Origin of the sequence: Janthinobacterium sp. HH104 (genome assembly GCF_001758715.1) — a bacterium.
Classification (GTDB): Bacteria; Pseudomonadota; Gammaproteobacteria; order Burkholderiales; family Burkholderiaceae_D; genus Janthinobacterium; species Janthinobacterium aestuarii.
On sequence record NZ_LRIB01000004.1, the window covers coordinates 1 to 14,090 of the forward strand.

General features: G+C 57.4%; 19 protein-coding genes. 5 read left to right on the forward strand and 14 right to left on the reverse strand.

Annotation, left to right across the window (positions count from 1 at the left end):
• From JAB6_RS00550 to JAB6_RS00580, 7 genes are all read right to left on the reverse strand, one after another.
• A partial coding sequence (locus JAB6_RS00550; protein ID WP_139143232.1) for a replication endonuclease occupies positions 1 to 887 on the reverse strand: 887 nt, incomplete at its 3' end.
• Complete coding sequence (locus tag JAB6_RS29610) at positions 877 to 1,230, reverse strand: hypothetical protein (RefSeq protein WP_070300959.1); 354 nt, start codon at positions 1,228 to 1,230, stop codon at positions 877 to 879. The genes JAB6_RS00550 and JAB6_RS29610, both read right to left, overlap by 11 nt.
• A 101-nt stretch (positions 1,231 to 1,331) precedes the next feature.
• Complete coding sequence (locus tag JAB6_RS00560) at positions 1,332 to 1,733, reverse strand: hypothetical protein (protein WP_070300961.1); 402 nt, start codon at positions 1,731 to 1,733, stop codon at positions 1,332 to 1,334.
• Between the two features lie 120 nt (positions 1,734 to 1,853).
• Positions 1,854 to 2,117 carry an ogr/Delta-like zinc finger family protein gene (locus JAB6_RS00565; protein ID WP_070300963.1) on the reverse strand — a complete coding sequence of 88 codons (264 nt, stop codon included), beginning with the start codon at positions 2,115 to 2,117 and terminating at the stop codon, positions 1,854 to 1,856.
• On the reverse strand, positions 2,114 to 2,302 hold the full coding sequence (locus JAB6_RS00570) for a hypothetical protein (RefSeq protein WP_046682347.1): 189 nt from the start codon (positions 2,300 to 2,302) through the stop codon (positions 2,114 to 2,116). The genes JAB6_RS00565 and JAB6_RS00570 overlap by 4 nt, the downstream gene beginning before the upstream one ends.
• Positions 2,303 to 2,339: 37 nt before the next feature.
• Positions 2,340 to 2,543: a hypothetical protein gene (locus tag JAB6_RS00575; protein ID WP_035820909.1), complete on the reverse strand. Its 204-nt coding sequence runs from the start codon at positions 2,541 to 2,543 to the stop codon at positions 2,340 to 2,342.
• Between the two features lie 10 nt (positions 2,544 to 2,553).
• Positions 2,554 to 2,757, reverse strand: coding sequence for a ribbon-helix-helix protein, CopG family (locus JAB6_RS00580; RefSeq protein WP_070300965.1), 204 nt, complete (start codon positions 2,755 to 2,757; stop codon positions 2,554 to 2,556).
• A 79-nt stretch (positions 2,758 to 2,836) separates the two neighbouring features.
• On the opposite strand from JAB6_RS00580, the gene JAB6_RS28235 reads away from it, so the two are divergent.
• The 5 genes from JAB6_RS28235 (at position 2,837) to JAB6_RS00590 (ending at position 7,166) form a co-directional block, all read left to right on the forward strand.
• The gene (locus JAB6_RS28235) at positions 2,837 to 3,280 is read left to right on the forward strand and encodes a helix-turn-helix domain-containing protein (RefSeq protein ID WP_083292451.1); all 444 of its coding nucleotides are present in this window, start codon (positions 2,837 to 2,839) and stop codon (positions 3,278 to 3,280) included.
• 191 nt (positions 3,281 to 3,471) lie between these two features.
• Positions 3,472 to 3,741, forward strand: a complete 270-nt coding sequence (locus tag JAB6_RS28805; protein ID WP_139143233.1) for a hypothetical protein — start codon at positions 3,472 to 3,474, stop codon at positions 3,739 to 3,741.
• A gap of 705 nt (positions 3,742 to 4,446) precedes the next feature.
• Positions 4,447 to 5,367, forward strand: a complete 921-nt coding sequence (locus JAB6_RS28240) for a DUF4238 domain-containing protein (RefSeq protein ID WP_083292452.1) — start codon at positions 4,447 to 4,449, stop codon at positions 5,365 to 5,367.
• 376 nt (positions 5,368 to 5,743) lie between these two features.
• Entirely contained in the window at positions 5,744 to 6,247 is a 504-nt protein-coding gene (locus JAB6_RS00585) for a hypothetical protein (RefSeq protein WP_070300967.1), read from the forward strand.
• Between the two features lie 37 nt (positions 6,248 to 6,284).
• A complete protein-coding gene (locus JAB6_RS00590) occupies positions 6,285 to 7,166 on the forward strand; it encodes a hypothetical protein (protein ID WP_070300969.1) in 882 nt (293 codons plus the stop codon).
• Between the two features lie 84 nt (positions 7,167 to 7,250).
• On the opposite strand, the gene JAB6_RS00595 is transcribed toward JAB6_RS00590, so the two are convergent.
• The 7 genes from JAB6_RS00595 to JAB6_RS00620 form a co-directional block, all read right to left on the reverse strand.
• Positions 7,251 to 8,522, reverse strand: coding sequence for a phage late control D family protein (locus JAB6_RS00595; protein ID WP_070300971.1), 1,272 nt, complete (start codon positions 8,520 to 8,522; stop codon positions 7,251 to 7,253).
• Entirely contained in the window at positions 8,519 to 9,127 is a 609-nt protein-coding gene (locus JAB6_RS00600; RefSeq protein WP_070300973.1) for a phage tail protein, read from the reverse strand. The genes JAB6_RS00595 and JAB6_RS00600 overlap by 4 nt, the downstream gene beginning before the upstream one ends.
• Positions 9,128 to 9,142: 15 nt before the next feature.
• Positions 9,143 to 12,013, reverse strand: coding sequence for a hypothetical protein (locus tag JAB6_RS00605; RefSeq protein ID WP_070300975.1), 2,871 nt, complete (start codon positions 12,011 to 12,013; stop codon positions 9,143 to 9,145).
• Entirely contained in the window at positions 12,014 to 12,127 is a 114-nt protein-coding gene (locus tag JAB6_RS28245; RefSeq protein WP_071650284.1) for a GpE family phage tail protein, read from the reverse strand.
• A gap of 8 nt (positions 12,128 to 12,135) precedes the next feature.
• The gene (locus tag JAB6_RS00610; RefSeq protein WP_070300977.1) at positions 12,136 to 12,444 is read right to left on the reverse strand and encodes a phage tail assembly protein; all 309 of its coding nucleotides are present in this window, start codon (positions 12,442 to 12,444) and stop codon (positions 12,136 to 12,138) included.
• 39 nt (positions 12,445 to 12,483) lie between these two features.
• Positions 12,484 to 12,993, reverse strand: coding sequence for a phage major tail tube protein (locus JAB6_RS00615; RefSeq protein ID WP_070300979.1), 510 nt, complete (start codon positions 12,991 to 12,993; stop codon positions 12,484 to 12,486).
• A gap of 56 nt (positions 12,994 to 13,049) precedes the next feature.
• On the reverse strand, positions 13,050 to 14,090 hold a 1,041-nt coding region (locus tag JAB6_RS00620; protein WP_070300981.1), incomplete at its 5' end, for a phage tail sheath protein.

Here is a 14,090-nt window from a genome sequence, read left to right on the forward strand (position 1 = left end):
AGGCCGATGCCACGGCGCGCCAGGGCAGAGCGGCACAGCGATGTCATCTTGCCCAAGTAGGCATTTGCCTCGCGCGGTGTGGAGCCGTCGAATTTGTCGTTTGGCTTGCCGCTGTGCTGCATGGCGTGAAAGCGCGATGGGCACGTCCAAGTGATGAAAATGCCCTGGTCGCCGCACTCGCGGGCGATCTGCTCAAAACCGTTGATGCGCAACATCAGTTCGCCGCGCCGGATGGCCTTGTTGGCGGTCGTTTTCTCGGCCAGCTCGGCGATGCTGAATTGCTGGCCGTTCTCGTTCTGCACTAGGGTGGCGGCCAGCGCTGCCGCGTTGCGGCGGTTTTGCGCCAGGCGCGACAGCACGGCGTCATTGCTGGCGTAGGGTTCGCCGCTGTATTTCACATAGCCCAGGCGGATATTGCCCGCTTCAAAGGCGCGCTTGACGCGCTTGCGCAGTTGACGGCGCCACCAGCGGGCGTCCACCAGGCGGGCAATGGTGTCGGCCAGCGCGTCGAACTCGGGCAGCTCGATGCCATACGAGGCGCATTCGTCTTCCATGATCTGCAGGGCGTGCGTGTCGGACACGGCCATCCACAGCATCTTGGTGACGCCGGCCGCTGCGCGTTCGGCGGTGGCCACGATGTCGGCGTCGCTTTGCGACAGATCGACGCCGGCCGGCACGTACTGCTCGGCGAACTCGCGCACAAAGCTGGTCGCGACGGACTCATAGACTTTGTACCAGGACGACCAGGCCATCTTGGCCATGGCCGCGTTGATGACGCGGTTGCGCCACTTGAACGGAATGCGGGCCAGCTCGGGCGCGAACTGGGCGGATCGCAAAAAAGCTTCGTGACGCTGCGGGGCTGGCAGCAGGATTTGTTTAGATTGCATTCAACAGTCTTTCGTACACACGGATAGCGGCGGAGGTGGCGGCGCGCAGTTCGATGCGCTCTTCCTCGGTAAATGAATGGATGGGTGATTCCCAGCGGTCGGCATCCATGCCTGCGGCGATCAGCACGGAGCGGCGCGCGCCACGCGGAGACAATCCCCACGCCTGGGCCATGAAGGGCGCCAGGTTGCGCGGCTTGATGCTGCGTAGCTGGGCCTTGGCTTCGGCGATGGCGGCCAGCGCATGCCCGGCGCCTGGTGGCGTCGGCATGGCCTTGTCGCGCGCGGCCAGAATCTCGGCGGCAGGCTGGAAGGACAGGTGATTGTCGATAAGGGACGCCGGCATGGTTCAGTCCTTGATGGCGCCGATGGCCCGCAGCACGCCGGGGGCAATGACAATCAGGAGCGTCAGCAGCCAGATGCGGCAGGTTTTGGCTAGGCGCAGCATCAGCGTGCCCCTGGCTTGAGAAATTGCTCTGCCCAGTACGGGAGCGTGTGCGATGCGCCGCAGCAGTGCCGGGAACCCGCTTCATTGGCGAAAATGTAGTTCAACTCGATGGGCAGCTTGCCGACCAGGGCGCGTTGTTTGGCTGGCGCGAAAAAGCCGTCACGCTCCAGTGCCTGCGCATCGCTGACGATGAAGGTCAGATTGGCCGCGCCGTAGGCGTGATAGGTCTTGGCAATCTCATGGATGTGGGCGGTCAGCGCCGCGATGCCGATGCCCGCGCTGGCTTGCAGCAGAAAACACGTCGGTGCCACGGGGACAATGCAATTTTGCAAGGTCGGGCGGATCGTGTTTGATGCCATGGATATGCAGGCATGAGGGGTGGCGTGCAGCGTGGTTTCCATCGGTTTTCCTTATTTCAGGTTGAACGAATCCCGCACGCTCAAAAAGGAGCGCAGCAGGGCACAGCAAAAGAGGGGAGATACGGCGGCCGGGTTACGGCGGCGCGAGGATCGGGATAGTCATCAGCAGCCCGCAGTCAGGTCCAGGGCTAGCTGGCTGGTGGCCGCCGTGCGCGCATGCTGGGACATCGGGATGCGGATATCCGGCTTGGGCATGGCTGACAGCGAAAGGGTGCGCAGTACTTCCAGGCCTGCCACGAAGGAGTGCCCGCATTCGGGGTTCTGGCACATGTAGGTGATTTCCTTGAACATGGCGGACATCGTGCGGCTCTTGACGGCGCGGACGGTGTATTCGCAATGCGGGCAGGGCAGGCCGATGACTCTCATTTCAGCTTTCTTTCCACTTGGTACAGGGCGCGACCGCGACCCGTCATGTTTTTCGACTGTATGCGTAAGCGCGATTTGACGAGCCATTCGGCCGCCTGATCGATACTTGCCAGCCCCTGGCGTTGGCGCACGAGTTCCAGCACCGCGCGCTCTTCGTCATTGAGGTTAATTTGATGGTCTGGCATTTTCTGTAACTTTAGAGTTGCTCAAAAGTGACTCGGTTTAAACGCTGCGACGCTGTACGCTGTCGATGGTGGCGTCATCCAAGGCGATCACGGCCAAGGCTTCACGCATCACGATCTGGCGCACCAGCACTGCAAGCTCTTCGCCCTGGTAGTTGGCGATCGAGGAAACGAGCTGGTGCTCATAGTCATCGAGGCGCAGCATGACGCGGTGGCTGCGGATACGTTTTGCATCGGGGTACATGACGTTGTCCTTAGTGAATGGATTTGGAAGCGAGTTCACGCTTGTAGTCGGCGAGGCCGCGTAGGATCAGGAAGCGGAGGAACCAGGCGCGGGACCGGTCAAGTTTCTCTGCGTAGCCCTCGACTTCGGCTACTTCATCAGACGTCAGGCGGACGCCAAGGGGCTTAGTCGTGACGCCCTTGGCAGTACGCCTGGCATTGGATACGTTTTTCATAATGTTATGATGTGTAATCGCTACAGGATGGCGTAACTATAGTGTCCAAAAGCGCACTAGTCAACAAAAAGATGTGAGTATGAGCATGTTTGGTGAAAGATTAAAGCAAGAGCGTCAACGTCTGGGCATGAACCAAGACGACTTCGCAGCGGTTGGCGGGGTCAAAAAACGCGCTCAAATTTCGTATGAAAAAGATGAGCGCTCTCCCGATGCTGTCTACCTCTGCGCGCTGTTAGAAATTGGCGTAGACGTTTGGTATGTGATGACAGGCAGCGTTTCAGCTGCTGTACTTAGTGCAGATGAAAGCGAGTTAGTTTCTGGTTTCCGGAACCTAGATGCACGTGGACGAGCTGGTGTTCTTGGAATGATTGGCGGCATGCGCATGCCAACGCCCTCAACATCTTCTGCAGGAAATACTCCGCACGTTGAAACCCACGGCAAGATTGGGCAAAATTTCGTAGGGAATATCATTGGGCCGCAGACTTTTAATGTGGCCGGTAGCGGACGAAAAAAGGAAAAATAGTCTGCAACTGATTCACCTTCTTATGCTTATTGTAATTGCTGCTTGTTTTGTCTGCATACTACGCATACCGATCTGATGCGTGAAGGTGTCGTAAAGTCAACGTCTGAGCAACTTCGGCTGGATTCGGCCAGAAGCGGTCGTATAGCAACATTCATTTTTTGACCTGGCTACTCAATCATCTAGAGGTAGAAATGGCATCTTTACTACATGAGGTTTGGGAGGACGAAGATGGAATAACGGTTTGTATTGCTAACGGGAGTCGGCCGGAATTTATGACGGCTGATGCTCGATTTATTGCAACGTTTGAAGCATCTTCCTGGACAGAAGCAATGACAAAGTATTATGAAATGTACGATTTTGGAGTTTACAAGCCCTTCGATTCATCCTCAGAGCCTTACTCCGAAGAGTCGAAAGCTCGCCAAATCGATCAGTTAAAAACGCGTCAAATACGACTGACTTAAGTTAATCTTGGACATGTCGGTTACGTCTGCTTCGGGGCGGAACCTGCCAATGACGGCAACCGGCCAGAAGCAGTTATTTGCGATAACGTGACAATTTGGGAGTTTTTCTGATTGGAAATTCGCTATGCTCTGGTGCCGCTATCGGCCAGAAGCAGACGTTCAAGCCGATGGCGTTTTGAAATATATGACAGCCTCTTCGCCAAATTTACGGCTTCTTCAAGCTGCTCAGAACGAATACGTCTCGTACAGGCTGTTGACGGGTAAAAAACGCGGAAAGCGCTTTAAAACACTGGCAGTTTCCATGCAAGATGACCAATCAAAATAATGATGTGGAGGGAAGCTGTAACCCGCACTGCTGCTTTAGTTGGTGAGCACCACATCGACAGTCAGCCACGCGAGCGAGTGGGTGTGGGCCGCTACCTAAATGCGTGCAAAAACCGACTGTCGAGCAGCAGATCCATGGCGCTGACGTGTAGCGCGATCGACGCTCGCGGACGCCTTCTCACGAATGCCTGATAGACTTTGTAGTTGCTCTTCAGGTAACGGCCGGATACACTAGCTCTGCCCGCAGTCCGCAATCAGCAAAAAACGGTATTATCGCGTACCTATCATATGCGCTTATAAGAAAGCATTAGTATGTGTGAAGTCTTGATTGCACCAAACTCTCTATTTAAATAGAAAATTTCTGGAGGCATAAAATCTAATATGACAAGCCAGCTAACGGTATATCAACACTATGTGCCACAACACTATTTAAAATTATGGAAAAATTCCAGTGGGCAAGTGTGGTGCCATGATCTTCATCTAAATGAAAAAAAGGAGAGGGCAACTAAACGCATTTTAGGTGACGATTACCTTTACGAAAAAGATCTTGCTAATCCCAATAATGAAATCGAAATATTCCTTGGGTCCATTGAGAATGCTGCAGCGCCTCTTCTGAAAAAAATCTCAGAATTGCCTTTGTGTACGGGTAAGGATGCAATCGTAATACAGGAAGCAATGTGCTTACAGGTAGCACAAATTTTGTCGTCGCCAGCGGATAAGTCAAAACTATTTGACTTCATTAGTGCGCAGCTTGTACGCACTCCACGTACGGTTGAAGAAATTTCAAAATCGATCAAGGGTTCAACGTATCCTCAAGAGATATTAGCTATATTGACGGAGCAAAATGAGCCTTTTCAATTAGTAAAGCTAGGAATGAAGCGCTTACCGCAGCGACTTCACGAGGCCTATACCCTTGTTCTCAGTTATTCGATCGTGGAGCCTTTTGTTACTAGCGACCACCCGGTGCTAGAGGTTGTCGCCGATCCAAATTATTTGCCCCAGACAGTCTATAACGTACTCCACAAAGATGATACTTTTTTAGCGTTCCCTATTGGCCCGCACTTTCAATGTTTACTCTTCCCCAAGAACCAGAAAAATGATGTAATTAAATTTTTTTACCAAACAGTTTCGTCGTTGCCGAGCAGAAACGGACTCGATCCCACAATCAAGTGGCGCGCTATGCAACCAGAGTTATTAAATATGTTTCGATCATTCCATACGGGATTTGGCCGAAGATTTCTTATAAGTTGTCAAGACGAGTCCGATCTAATTGAGAAATCACCGCTGAAACCGACATCCTGATTTGACACGACAACAGCCGGCGCTGGCGCGCAGCTGCTTGTCGGCCGGCACCACGTCGACTCCGCATGCACGCGCAGCACTTCGCCGCCCATGATTATTGCGAGGAAAATCTGCCCGATACGCGCTTATATTTACCGGTGGTTCGCTTCGCGTAACGTCTATGGTCTTAGCATCTGGCAAGCTGTTATGTCTTCTCTGGGGCGAATCCAGCCTGTCGTGGGTCGCGTTGGATTTTCCATCTGACAACCTGCTGTGCTTGTCCGAACGGCCGGGTTCGGCCAAAAACCGCCGGTGGCCGGCGTCTACTGAGATTCCTCCTTCCTATAACTGAACATGCTATATTGGTAATTATCCATATATGCCAAGCTAAAAAATTATGAGCACAGTCACCGCATATCATCAACTAGGCCGCTTTGTCGTTCTTTTCCAGCATCTGGAGGAGTCCGTAAACAACCTACTTGAGCTGCTCGCGGATACCGATGGTGAGATCGTTCGAATCCTGGTCAACGAACTCGAATATAGCAAGCGCTTAAAAACCCTTGATGCTCTTTTCGCTCGCTTCATTGATCTTCGTAAGAATACTGACCCGCTCGCGAAAACTGAGTTTCACAAGCTTGTTGTCGAACTCGGAAAACTTGGTGAACGTCGGAATGAGCTTGTTCACTCCAAATACAACCCTTGGATTAACGTTCACGGCCGAGAAGGTCTTCTTCGCACCAATTCGAAATTACGGGGCAGTAGTGGGGAGCGTGAAATTAAGGAGGAGGAACTCCAGCCTGAGGCGTTCGACTCCGACCTTCTTAACCTGAGCGCCACTGCACAATCGCTTGAGGCGTTTCGTATCAAAGTAATTGATTGGTTGTGCCCCGATGCAACATAACTTTCTATTAACTTGGATGCGATGACGCGCGAAAATTATGGACGCAGAAAAAGTTAGAATCTTTCTCGAGTCGCTTAGCGACGAGCAGATTGAACTTGGCAATCGAAAAGACCAAGAAAAACACGACCAACAATTCGCCGCTTTCGAAGGAGCTTACCTTAAAGGAAATTGTTATCTTTGTGGTGAGGATTTTGACAAAATGCGTACCGACTCTCCGTGCACGCACTGGCTTCTAAGACGTACAAAATTTAAAAAAAAGGACTTCCCCAAAATCTATGAAAAATACGATTACCACAACATCGCTGCATTTCTGCGTTGGTGTGCAAATCAAGAGACACCACTACGCAATATCAATGATTTGAAGGAAGAAAAAGCGGAACGTAAGATTATTAGCTACACGATTAAATGGAAAAATATTGAGTGGACATTTGACTGCTCTAGAAACGATCTAGCCGGTCACGGTAATGGGTTTTCATCCTATCCACATTATCACTTTCAAATGCGAATCGATGGCCGTGAATTTTTAAACTTCAATGACTTCCATGTTCCATTCTCAGACCGAGACCTTTTTATGTTTGCGGCGAGTGAGTTGCCGACAGTACGTGCGGGTTTCGGCCCTGGGGGAGCTGGAATGCAGGAGGCTGTAGAACTTGATCCAGAGGTTGTCATCGATGACACTGAGCCAACGGAACGCTACGAGGATGCTACCTTTGATCTTTCGACCATAATAATTAGTGACGAGAAGCCCATTTCAGGGGAGATGCTGTTGGAAGTAATAAATGAGGCAAAAAAGACAAATCGCACATTTGCATCGGTCGCTAAAGAGCGACTTGTCGACAAAGCGAGTATTAAAACGATCATCTCGCCCTCTGAGTCCATACCTGATATAGCTTCACGGACGGAAAATAAGTCGCGCTAACCGGCTGCCTTAAACTCTAACGGCTACTGAGAACGTCCGCTTCGGGGCGAAAGCAGCCGCTGAGTGGATGTGAATGGCGCGCGTTTAGGCTGCTTCTGCGCCGGCTGCTGTTTGCTTAGGCTTCCAGGGTTCCTCGCTGTTTTCGCGGATGATGTCCCGCACTTCCTCAATATGCTTCCACGCATGCAGCGCCGCCCGCTTCGCGGCCTGCCTGCTCTTGTAAGTGTGCTCCAGCGTCTTTAGCGTGCCCGTGGCCCCAGCCTGTTCCTGGCCCGCCTTTTTCTTCTTCGCCGCCACGTCCTTCCACTTGGCCACCACGCCCGTAACGCCTTCGTCCGGGTCTTTCTCTTCTTCGCGTTCTGCCTCGACCGCTTCCGTTTTCGTTTCAAACTCCACCTGCGTGGTAAAACCGTTGCTGCCCAAGCTGTGCGTGACCTTGACTGATAGCCATTCGGTGGCGTCGATCTCGGGCTTGAAGCCTGTCACGGTCACGGGCGATTGCGGGAACACGGCTGGGTTGCCCAGGGCCAGGCTCATTTCAAAGGTGGCCAGGCCGCGCAGGATGCGCTGCCATTCGGCGACGGCCGCCGCGCGCGCGTCGGTTTCGTTGGCGAAGGTGGTGCGCAGGCGCTTGCTGTTGCCGGGCACGCCGGCCACGACGCTGCGGCGGCGCGCATAGCGCTCGTCGTGCCAGAAGGCGCGCACGCCCGTGTAGGCGTCGCTTTCGGCGCTGTGGTAGCGGTGGCCGTCGCCCAGGGCGCGCGTGATGGGAATGACGGGCAGCGCCTTGCCGCTGGCGGTGCGGCTCTGGTTGATGGGGATGAAGAGCAAGGTGTCGTTCTTGACGGTGGCCACCGCGTCGTATTTCCTGCCCAGCCGGCGCAGGAAGGCCGCATCGCTTTCGTGGGTCTGGTCGATGTGCTCGACGGCAGTGTCGCGCAGGCGCGCCGACACGCCCGACGCCAGCTCGTTGCGAAAGGCGATGGCCTCGATGATGGCGCCCAGGGTGGTCTTGTGAAAGCTGTGTTCCTGCTGCTGTTTGAAGGTGTCGATCAGGTTGGCCGACCTGGCGCGCAGGGTGATGGTGTCGGGCGCGCCGCTGTGCTCCACCTCGTCCACGGTGAACTTGCCCATGTCCACCAGGCCGGACGCTTGCCAGCCCAGCGCCAGGGCGATCTGCGCGCCGCGCGGCGGCAGGGCCAGCTTGCCGTCGCTATCGTCCAGGGAAATGTCGAGCTGGTCGCTCTCGTCGCCACGGCACAGGGTCAAGGTCAGATTGATCAGCCGGGGCGACACGATGGCCGTCAAATCCTTGTCCTCGATGCTGACCTTGAAGGTGGGGATATGCTCGCTCATTTGAATTTGTCCGCCGCGCTGCCGATGGCGCCGCTGATGCTGCCGCCGATCTTGTCTTTCATCTCGCTGACCACGCCACCGTATTTCGAGGTGATGCCGCCGACCACATTGCCCACGACGCTGCCCACGGCATTCTTGGCCGCGCCGGCGATGCTGCTGGTCATGCCGTCGATGCTGAGCATATTTTTCAGGTCGCCGATGTCGCCCAGGCCGACCATGGCCAGCACGCCGTCGTCGTCGCGCTTGAGAGAAATGGAAAACTCGACGCGGCGCGCGCCGCCGCTGCCGTCAAGGATGGTGCGGCCTTCCGTCATGCTGGTGATGCGGTAGGAGCCGAGAATGCGGCCCGTGCCCTGGATCAGAATCCACGATTTACCGGTATCCGCCATCATGCGCAGCGCATCGAGCGAGTACAGGGAGCCGGTCAGTTCCGGCGCCACCCAGCCCGACAGGGTGATGGTATCGTCGCCCGGCCCCACGTACTGGTGCGCGTCGCGCAGGCCCACGCGGGCCGTGCTGGCGTGCTTCCATTCTGTTTGCCGCTGCAACTCGTGATAGGCCAGGGTGGGCAGGCTGAACACGAACATTCCTAAAATCATCATCATGGTGGTTATTCCTTCTTAATCGTGGTCGCGCAGGGACGAGCGGATGCGCGCCGCCTTTTCGCGGTCGCGCTGGTCTAACGCCATGCTCACCGCGCGCGCGATGGCCTGGGGATCGGTGCCGGCCTGCACGTTGAAAGTGATTTCGATCTTATCGCCTTGAATCGTCATGCCGGCGCCGAACCCGCCCTGGGACAGCGGGGCACGGGTGTCGAAGGCGCTTGCGGGTAATGCCGTGGCCGTGCCGATGGCGATGCCGGCGCCCAATTGCGTCAGGCGCTGCGCCAGGGTGGACACCTTGGCAATCGGCGCGCCCTCGCTGCGGTCCAGGCCCACGGCCAGGCCCTGCATGGTGTAGTCGCCGAGCTGGGCAAACACGCGGCTTGGGCTGTGGATGCCCAGCTTTTCCTTGAACCAGGCAATGGTGCTGGACCCGGCATTGCTGATGGCGTCCTTGACGGCGCCCATGGAACCGGTGATGCCGTTGACCAGGCCGCGCAGGATGTTGGCGCCGAACTCCGTGAACTGGGCCGGCAGCTTGATGCCGAACCAGCTCAACACGCCCGCGAACGCCTGATAGAACACGCCGACGGGCGACCAGTTGATGATCAGAGCCGTGATGCTGCCCATGCCGCCAGCGCAGACGGTGCGCAGACGCGACCAGATATCGGCAAAGAAGGCGGAAATAGGCGCCCAGGATTCGGTGATGCGCTGCAGGATGCTGGCGCCGAAGTCGGTGAACTTGGCTGGCAGCGCAATGCCGAACCAGCCCAGCACGCCCGCGAAGGCGCGATAAAACAGGCCGAGCGGTGACCAGTTGGCGATCAGGCTGCTGACGCCGCCAATGCCGCCGGCAAAGGCGGTTTTGACGTGTGACCAGATCCCCGTGAAGAAACCCTTGATCGGCTCCCAATATTTATAGATCAGGAAGGCGGCGCCGGCGATGACCGTGATGGCGATGCCAATCGGGTTGAGCATCAGCGCGCGGCCCAGCCACAGCACGGCGCGGCCCGCCCACATGAAGGCGCCGCCCAGGCCGCGCAGGATGGGCGTGAGCACGCCGCCCGTAACACCCATCTTGGCGAACATGATGTGCAGCATGGCATACGGGCCGATCAGGGCGGCGATGCCCAGCATCAGCGGGCCGAGCACCAGCAGCAGGCCTGCCAGCACGGCAAAGGCGGTGATCATGACCTTGGCCACGGTCGGGTTGCGTTCCATGAAGCCGTTCAGGCGTGTGATGGCACTGATGGCCATTTCCAGTCCCTGCGCATACAGCGGCAGGATTTTCTCGCCCATGGTTAGTTTCAGGTTGGCCAGCCTGGCCGTCGCTTCCAGTTCGGCGCCGCCGGCCTGCTGCTTGCCCAAGTCATAAATCTGCTCGATGTCATACGCACCTTCGTTGAGCTTGGCATTTTTGTGCATCTGGATGCGCTGCCGGAACATATCCAAAAACTGATTACCTGCCGTGCGGTTCGAAAACAAACTGCCGATGGTGTCTTCAATTTGTTTAGCATCCGTGATGCCCTTTTTTTCCAGTTGTGGCAGCAAGACGGTTTCCAGCCACTCGAATTGGCTGCGTCGGAAGATGTCACTGCCCAGCAGTGCACCTGGGCCAAGAGTAGCGCTTTGCGCAACTTTGTCATGCTTGACCTGACGACGATCTTTAATCAGCCCGAGTCTTTCCATGTTGCTGACGGCGCGTTTGGTGGTGCGCCCTTGGTACAAGTTTGAATAGCCGGACATCAGGGCCGTGCCGGCGCGGTGGCCGCCAACTTCCTGTACCAGCGGTTCCATCTGGTAATAGAACTGCTTGTCGTCCATGATCTTGGCGGCGATGCCACCCGTCTTGATGAAGTTCAGCCATTCCGTCGGCCCGACGCGCCCGCCCGTGGCCGTGATGACCTTTTGCATCATGTTGGCCTGGTCGTGGAATTTCTCCGAACTCGCCGTGCCGCCGCGCTGCTCGATGACTTTGAGCAAGTCCATGAAGACGCGTTCGTTCTCTTCGCCCGACTCTGCGCCAAAGAACGCCTTGTTGGCAAACTTCATCTTGGCCAACGTGGGCGCGACCATTTCCGCGTGGTGCAGATCGCCAAAGATCGACATCGCGTCGCGCACCAGTTCCAAGTTTTCGTTTTGGCTGGTGCCGTAGGTTTTCATGTTTTGGGCAAACTTGATTGCCTGCTGGCTGGTTTCCTGTCCCAGACCCAGCGCATTGACGCGCGCCTTTTCCAGCTGATAGTGCTTCGCCTCGTGCAGACCCTTGGCCACGGGCACGGCCATGACCGCGCCGGTCGCCGTCGCGCCAGCGCCCGCCATGGCGATGCTGCCCGCCTTGCTGCGTAGCTTGTCCGCGTGCTGGGTGGCATTGGTGACGCGCTGCTGTTTGGCGGCCGCGTTGGCCAGCTTCTGCTGCTGCAGTGTCATGGTTTTGTTGGTGGCCTCGATCTCGCGGCGCAAGGTGCGCTCGTGGTTGGCCAGGTCTTTGGTGCCGATGCCAGCGGCGCCCAGGCGCTCGCGCATGACCTGTAGTTGCTGCGCCTGTTGCTGGCCGGCCGTCTTCAAGGCGCCGGCCGCTTTGACGGCGGCGTTAAACTCGCGTGTCATGGCGCGCGTGGGCGCTTCAGCCTGCTTCATCTTGGTGGCCAGGCTGGCCACCTTCTGCTGCGCCGCTTCCAGCTTGCTGCGGGTGGCGTCCAGGCCACCATGCAGCTCGCGGAATTTGCTGATGTTTTTTTGCTGGGCGTTCAGCTCGCGCAAACGGTCGCTGGTCGCCTTCAGTGCCTTGGCCGTGTCGCTGGCACCGCCCATGATCTTTTTAAGCGGGCCGGTAATCTTGTCCAGTGCCGCAAATACCACCTGTAATTTCAGATCCCGACCAGCCATCTATTCCGCTCCGCTTCTTTGCCTGGCGCGTTCGCGCCAGGCCATCAGTTCATCAATCGTAAAACCGTCCATCGCCGCCGGCGTCCAGTGGAAGACGCCGGCAATGTCGGCCATGGCGTCTTCTACTTCGCCGGGAATACCGAAAGGCGATCTGCTTTGCTCGCCAAAAAACCGGCAACCTCGGCGCCCACGGCCAGCAAATCGGCCGGGTCCATGTTGGCGATGTCGTGCGCGGTCAGGGTCGGCTCGGTGATACGCGGCAGCACGATTTGCAGGGCCGACACGTTCAGGTTGGCCAGCTCGATCAGGGAAATGCCGCGCAGGGCGCCTGCCTTGGGTTTGCGCACGGTCAGCGACGTGATGAAGCCGTCGCCGCGTTTGATCGGCTCGTCCAGTTCGATGACGGCGCTGTTTTGGGTATCGTTGTTCATTGTGGTTTCCTTGTGGTTTGGTGGTAAGTAAAAGGGGGATTACAGGCCGATGGCCTTGCGGATGGCCGCATTCGTGTCGCCGCCGCCGAAGTTCTCGGTGCCGCTCATGAAGTCCAGCTCGATGACGGTGGCACCGTCGATCATCAGCTTGTAGTAGCTGCAAGCCATCGTGTATTTGTGGGTGGTGTCGTCGCCCATCTTGGCGCCGCCCATATCGATTTCCTTGTAACGGCCGCGCACGACGACCTCGACGGCGGCGACCGTGCCGTCATCGTCTTCCTGGTAGGCGCCGGCAAAGCGCAGCTGCACGGCGCCGTGCGAGTGCGCGCCGTATTGTTTCAGGGCTTCGGCGATCAGGCCGCCGCCGCTCCATTCCAGCGACAGCGCTTCGTTGCCGAAGTCGACGGACACGGGGCCGCTCATGCCGCCGGCGCGGTACTCTTCCATCTTGCGGCTGAGTTTCGGCAAGGTGACTTCGGGCACCATGCCCATGAAGGAGACGCCATTCTGGAACAAGTTAAAATTTTTCAGTTTGCGGGGCAGGCCCATAATTTCTCCAGTAGTTCAGTGCGCCCGCGCTGGCGCGGGCAGGGTGGTGATGGTGATTACGCCGCGATGCGCGAGGCGAAGTCGGCCAGGTAGCGGTCGGTAATGCGCTGCTGGAATTTCAGGTTTTCCAGCGGCGGCACGGGCGTGTAGTCGTAATCGATGGCCAGCTTGCCGTCTTTCAGCGCCGTCTTGTCGTTGTACTGCTCGTCATACCAGGCATGGCCGTCGATGATGTAGCCCTGCAGTTTCAAGTCGCGGAACTTGGCGTTGATGCTTTCCAGCAGATCGCGCACCAGCGACGGGTGCAAGGGCACGTCGACATAGGCGAAATGCGCCTCGGCGATGGTGTCGGCCAGCACCTGGGCCGTGCGCGTGTAGCTCTCAAAGTAGAAGAAGCCGCCCGGTTCCTCGCAGGTACGCGAACCCCAAAAGCGGTAACCGCCCATGTTAATCAGGGTGGTCACTTCCTTGGCGTTGAGCACGCCGGCGTCGGTGGCGGGGTCTTGCAGGTCGAAAAACACGTCTTTGGTGGTGCCGGCCGGGCCGTTGACGACCACGTTGGACAGGGTCTTGTGCCAGCCCGTTTCCTCGTCGATCTTGGCGCGCAGGCCCATGGCGTAGGCGACGGCGGACATACTGGCCTCGGCGTCCGTGGCGGTATCCCAGTTCACGAAATCGGGCCAGATCAGCATGACTTCGCGTTGGCCAAACTGGCCGCGATAGGTGGTGGCCGCCGTGACGGTGGCGCAGCCATAGGCCGACGCATACACGAAGCCGCGCAGGCGCTGTGCGACGCTGGCCAGGGCATTGGTGACGGCCTGGGTATCCAGTCCCGGCGCGCCCAGGATGCGCGGCTTCACGCCGAGTTTGCTTTGCGCGGCCAGCAGCGCCTGGGCGCCCAGGTACATGCCATCGGGCGAGGTGCCGCCCACGGCGTTGCTGGTGGTTTCCGCCTCTGTTTCGCCTTCGGCCACGCGCACCACGACCGTCAGGGGCTTGGTCTGCGCGGCAATGGCTTCCAGTGCGCGATACAGGGTGCCGCTCTTGCCGGCCTTGCCCATGGCGGCCAGCACGTTGGTGACGAGCACGGGCGTGTC

Excerpts from the sequence above, each read along its gene's own strand:
- JAB6_RS29610 (WP_070300959.1), bottom strand. The coding sequence starts at position 1,230 with ATGCCGGCGTCCCTTATCGACAATCACCTGTCCTTCCAGCCTGCCGCC.
- JAB6_RS00560 (WP_070300961.1), bottom strand. The coding sequence starts at position 1,733 with ATGGAAACCACGCTGCACGCCACCCCTCATGCCTGCATATCCATGGCA.
- JAB6_RS00565 (WP_070300963.1), bottom strand. The coding sequence starts at position 2,117 with ATGAGAGTCATCGGCCTGCCCTGCCCGCATTGCGAATACACCGTCCGC.
- JAB6_RS00570 (WP_046682347.1), bottom strand. The coding sequence starts at position 2,302 with ATGCCAGACCATCAAATTAACCTCAATGACGAAGAGCGCGCGGTGCTG.
- JAB6_RS00575 (WP_035820909.1), bottom strand. The coding sequence starts at position 2,543 with ATGTACCCCGATGCAAAACGTATCCGCAGCCACCGCGTCATGCTGCGC.
- JAB6_RS00580 (WP_070300965.1), bottom strand. The coding sequence starts at position 2,757 with ATGAAAAACGTATCCAATGCCAGGCGTACTGCCAAGGGCGTCACGACT.
- JAB6_RS28235 (WP_083292451.1), top strand. The coding sequence starts at position 2,837 with ATGAGCATGTTTGGTGAAAGATTAAAGCAAGAGCGTCAACGTCTGGGC.
- JAB6_RS28805 (WP_139143233.1), top strand. The coding sequence starts at position 3,472 with ATGGCATCTTTACTACATGAGGTTTGGGAGGACGAAGATGGAATAACG.
- JAB6_RS28240 (WP_083292452.1), top strand. The coding sequence starts at position 4,447 with ATGACAAGCCAGCTAACGGTATATCAACACTATGTGCCACAACACTAT.
- JAB6_RS00585 (WP_070300967.1), top strand. The coding sequence starts at position 5,744 with ATGAGCACAGTCACCGCATATCATCAACTAGGCCGCTTTGTCGTTCTT.
- JAB6_RS00590 (WP_070300969.1), top strand. The coding sequence starts at position 6,285 with ATGGACGCAGAAAAAGTTAGAATCTTTCTCGAGTCGCTTAGCGACGAG.
- JAB6_RS00595 (WP_070300971.1), bottom strand. The coding sequence starts at position 8,522 with ATGAGCGAGCATATCCCCACCTTCAAGGTCAGCATCGAGGACAAGGAT.
- JAB6_RS00600 (WP_070300973.1), bottom strand. The coding sequence starts at position 9,127 with ATGATGATGATTTTAGGAATGTTCGTGTTCAGCCTGCCCACCCTGGCC.
- JAB6_RS00605 (WP_070300975.1), bottom strand. The coding sequence starts at position 12,013 with ATGGCTGGTCGGGATCTGAAATTACAGGTGGTATTTGCGGCACTGGAC.
- JAB6_RS28245 (WP_071650284.1), bottom strand. The coding sequence starts at position 12,127 with ATGGCCGACATTGCCGGCGTCTTCCACTGGACGCCGGCGGCGATGGAC.
- JAB6_RS00610 (WP_070300977.1), bottom strand. The coding sequence starts at position 12,444 with ATGAACAACGATACCCAAAACAGCGCCGTCATCGAACTGGACGAGCCG.
- JAB6_RS00615 (WP_070300979.1), bottom strand. The coding sequence starts at position 12,993 with ATGGGCCTGCCCCGCAAACTGAAAAATTTTAACTTGTTCCAGAATGGC.